We start from the raw sequence: 4,614 nt of genomic DNA, 5'->3' as shown, positions 1-4,614 counted from the left end.
TTCGATCCTGCTCAAGCGATAGCGGCATATGTATACTGTTGGCTTAACAGTTTCGAAGGGACTAAACTCATCCGGTCAATAAGAAGCTTCACGACTGTTGCTGGGATTACTGGACATGATCTACGAACAATCAGAATACCCCTCCTCCCCCTTTCCGACCAACAACGAATAGTTAATGAACTACTAGATTATCACCATCGAACCGAACTACTGAAAACCACTTGTCTCAGGGAGAGTACGTTGCGCAAGTTTCTTAATAAAAGCCTTCTAGGTGATGAATGCCATGTTTAACGAAGAAAACACTATTGAAAAGATGGTTCTCGACACGCTTAATAACAGTGTGTTAGAAAACCTCATCCCGGAAGTACAAGAGTTATACGCTGGCGGCATCAAGGGCTGGCAGTATATCCCAGCAGAGGAGATTTCAAGACAGTTTTCCGATGTGTTCGTAGAGCCGATGGTTCGAGATGCCCTAATCCGTTTAAACCCTGAAATCAAAGAGCAACCTGACCGCGCTGACGAAGTGCTTTACCGCTTAAGAGCAATCCCTATGACTGTGCAGGGCGAAGGGCTAGTAAGAGCCAACGAGATATTTGCTGAATGGTTACGTGGCGAAAAAACCATGCCTTTTGGTGAACGTGGCGAGCATACACAGGTACACCTAATCGACTTTAATAACCTCTGTAATAACGACTATGTGGTGACCAATCAGTGGGTTTATCCGTCAAAGGAAGGCGGCAAACGGCTTGATATCGTGCTGTTAATTAACGGCATTCCTGTTGTTATTGGTGAAGCCAAAACCCCTGTGAGACCTGCTGTTACATGGGTTGACGGAGCCAGCGATATTCACAGTATTTATGAGCAAGTCGTACCTCAGATGTTTGTTCCGAATGTCTTTTCGTTCGCCACAGAAGGAAAATGTTTCCGATATGGCTCAGTGCGCATGCCAATTGATCTCTGGGGACCCTGGCATGAACCTGATAACAAGTCAGAGGGAACGCTCGCCGATGTAAAACGCTCCCTATTATCGATCCTCCAGCCGCATGTAATATTAGACATACTTCAAAACTTCACCCTATTTGCCACCGATAAGAAACATCAGCGTATCAAGATCATCGCTCGTTACCAGCAGTATGAAGCGGCAAACCTGATGGTCTCTCGTGTGGTGAATGGTTATCCCAAGAAGGGTCTTATTTGGCATTTCCAGGGATCAGGTAAATCGCTACTGATGGTGTTTGCTGCTCAAAAGATGCGCATGCATCCTAAACTAAAGAATCCAACGGTGATGATAGTGGTGGACCGTATTGACTTGGACACCCAAATCACAGCCACCTTTAACGCAACCGATATCCCGAACATGACTGGTGCTGTTACCCGACAAGAACTACAAAGCATGCTGGCTGCCGATACCCGCAAGATCATTATCACGACTATCCACAAGTTCGCTGAGGCAGATGAGAAACTGAATGACCGCTCAAACATCATCGTGATGGTAGACGAGGCACATCGAACTCAAGAAGGCAACTTAGGACGTAAGATGCGTGATGCGCTACCAAACGCGTTCCTCTTCGGTCTCACGGGTACCCCCATCAATAAGCGTGACCGTAATACGTTTTGGGCATTTGGCGCTGATGAAGATGAGCAAGGCTATATGAGCCGCTACTCCTTCCAGGAGTCCATTCGCGATAAAGCCACTCTCCCTCTGCATTTTGAAGCCGTGGATGTAAGACTCCATATTGACAAAGCCGTTATAGATGAAACGTATAAGCAGATAACGGATGAACTCTCTGAACAGGACCGCGATGATCTTGCCAAGCGAGCCGCAAAAATGGCAGTTCTGATCAAGGCTCCCGCTCGTGTAAAGGCTATTTGTCAGCATATCGTGAACCATTACCAAGCAAAAATAGAACCAACTGGTTTTAAAGCGCAGGTTGTCACCTTCGACAGGGAATGTTGCGTGCTCTACAAGAAAGTTATGGATGAACTGGTTGGACCTGAAGCATCTGCAATCGTCATGAGTACACAAGGCGGCAAGGCGGATGAATATGCGGAATGGAAACTCTCAAAAGACGAGGAAGAAAAGCTTCTTGACCGCTTCCGCGATCCCAATGACCCTCTCACATTTCTGATTGTTACCGCTAAACTACTAACGGGCTTTGATGCGCCAATATTACAGGTGATGTATTTAGACAAGCCGATAAAAGACCACAATCTGTTGCAGGCTATCTGTCGCACAAATCGTATCTATTCGGGCAAAACCCACGGATTGATCGTCGATTATCTTGGCATATTTGATGATGTGGCCACTGCCCTAAACTTTGATGAAAAAGCCGTCCAAAGAGTCATTACCAACCTTGATAATCTAAAAAAGGAATTGCCTAGTCAAGTTGCAAAGTGCCTGGTCTTCTTTCCAAAGGTGGATCGCACAGTTGGCGGCTATGAAGGTTTAATTGCAGCACAAGATTGCTTACCTGACAATGACATAAGAGACCTTTTCGCAGCGGAGTACTCTGTACTCTCCCGATTATGGGAGGCACTTTCCCCCGACCCTTGTTTAAGACTATATGAAACCGATTATAAATGGCTGACCTACGTTTACGAATCGGTTAAACCACCAAGTGGGAATGGGAAACTACTTTGGCATGTTCTAGGCGCAAAAACCATTGAACTTGTACACGAAAATGTTCAAGTAGAAACGGTGCGCGACGATCTGGAAACGTTAATTATGGATGCCGATGTGCTGGAAGGCATTCTCGATTCGGATGATCCTAAGACGAAATCTAAAGAAGTCGAAATTAAAATTATTACGCGCCTTCGAAAACACAAGGATAATCCTGTATTTATCGCTCTTGGTGAACGGTTAGAGCAGCTCAAGCAAAAGCATGAGCAGGGACTGATAAACAGCCTAAGTTTTCTTAAAGAGTTATTGTTGATAGCCAAAGAAGTTGTCAAAGCCGAACAACAGGTCAGTCCATTGGATGAACAAGCCAAAGCCAAAGCCGCCTTGACTGAACTCTTTGTTGAGGTTAAAGACGTTAATACTCCCGTTGTCATTGAGCGCCTTGTGAATGATATTGACGAAATCGTTCGATTAGTGCGATTCCCAGGTTGGCAAAATACTAAAGCCGGAGAACGCGAAGTTCAAAAAGCCTTGCGCAGGGTGATATACGTTAAATACAAAGTGAAGGATCAAGACCTGTTCGATAAAGCTTTCGGATACATACAACAATATTATTGAGAATGAGTTCCGTTTCAAATGAGGGAATGAAGTGAAGTTGGCGCACAAGAATGCATTTTGCAATAAACTCGATTTCATCATCAACTACGACATTAAGTACCGTATGGGGCTTAATGTCAGTAGCGAGGAGGCTGCGGAATGAATGCTAAAACGGAGTTAAAAAGTGCAACCCCTTATGAGGATATCGCCGCCGCATTTGTCGTTAGGCATGTAATGACGCCCATTGATGAGGCTTTTTGTGTTAAGCCTAATGAAACCATTGAGTCTGCTGTTGGACGGCTCAACGAAAGGGGTTTCGATTATGCCCCAGTCAGGGATATAGATAAAGTTGTAGGCATATTTAAAACTGACAACACTCCAAGATCATTTGTAGCAGACGTAATGCAACATCTCACACCAGAAAACACTGTTGATGCCGATGCCCCGCTAGAAAATTTGCCAATGTGGCTTTGCCAATGCCCATTCCAGATTGTTCTGTCAAAGAAGCAAGTAATAGGTCTGGTAAATGCTGCTGATCTTAACAAAGAACCATTACGCAGCTTCCTATTCCTTCACATTGCCAGCGTCGAGAGAAGGTTGGCAAGGTTGGTAAGAAATGAATTTCCTCGTGACGAAGATTGGTTGGCGATTTTATCAGTTTCACGACGGAAACGCATATTAAACATAGAGAAGGACATGGATTTCGGCGATGTGGAAATTGACCTGCTAGAACATGTCTATTTCAGCGATTTAATTAACATCATAAATGGGTGTAGTATTGGGACTATAATGGCGGCAGAATTGGGCTGGGCACTTTCAACAGATAAGGACGGAATAAACGACCTGCGAACTAGGATTTGCCACACAACAAAACTCCTATTGCGAAGTGCGGATGAACTATCCCAACTGGTAGAGAGCATCAGTGGGCTTCATAAGGTAATTGAAGTTGCAGACAATATGCTTCACGAATCCACGACATAGAAGGAACAGAACAATGAGTAAGAACATCAGTTTGTTTTCAGGTTACGAGCAAAAAGAGAATCGAACTACGAATTACTGCTTGCTTGTGCTAAAAATGCTTTATGAAGAGAACCCCAAATATCTATCGGAAGTCCTGAGTACCCTTGTTGGAGCAGAACTTGGCGATCATGTAGGAGTTCAGTTCAATCAGAAACAGAAGCCAAAAACTGACAAAGCAACGAATGGCGCTTCCATCCCAAAAAGTGTTCCTGATGCGCTGATTATGCAGCAATCTTTCGCCGTCTACATAGAAACGAAGAACTTTGATTGGTTCCATGACTCGCAACTTGAAGAACATCTCCGGTCGTTGAATAACGAAACGGCTGGTTTGAAAATACTCATAGCCCTCAGCAATTTTGAATCATCTGAGCTAAACA

General features: G+C 44.5%; 3 protein-coding genes. All 3 read left to right on the top strand.

What is annotated here, in order from left to right; translation table 11 throughout:
* Positions 1-283 precede the first annotated feature (283 nt).
* The gene (locus tag WCO51_09880; GenBank protein ID MEI6513567.1) at positions 284-3,238 is read left to right on the top strand and encodes an HsdR family type I site-specific deoxyribonuclease; all 2,955 of its coding nucleotides are present in this window, start codon (positions 284-286) and stop codon (positions 3,236-3,238) included.
* A 138-nt stretch (positions 3,239-3,376) separates the two neighbouring features.
* Entirely contained in the window at positions 3,377-4,198 is an 822-nt protein-coding gene (locus tag WCO51_09875; protein MEI6513566.1) for a CBS domain-containing protein, read from the top strand.
* 13 nt (positions 4,199-4,211) lie between these two features.
* On the top strand, positions 4,212-4,614 hold a 403-nt coding region (locus tag WCO51_09870), incomplete at its 3' end, for a hypothetical protein (GenBank protein ID MEI6513565.1).

Source organism: bacterium (genome assembly GCA_037131655.1).
Taxonomy (GTDB): Bacteria; Armatimonadota; Fimbriimonadia; order Fimbriimonadales; family JBAXQP01; genus JBAXQP01.
Note: the sequence above shows the minus strand (reverse complement) of the source record. Positions and strands in the feature narration are given on the sequence as shown.

Bases quoted from the DNA above. Each gene is read 5' to 3' on its own strand.
- WCO51_09875 (MEI6513566.1), top strand. From the start codon at position 3,377: ATGAATGCTAAAACGGAGTTAAAAAGTGCAACCCCTTATGAGGATATC.
- WCO51_09880 (MEI6513567.1), top strand. From the start codon at position 284: ATGTTTAACGAAGAAAACACTATTGAAAAGATGGTTCTCGACACGCTT.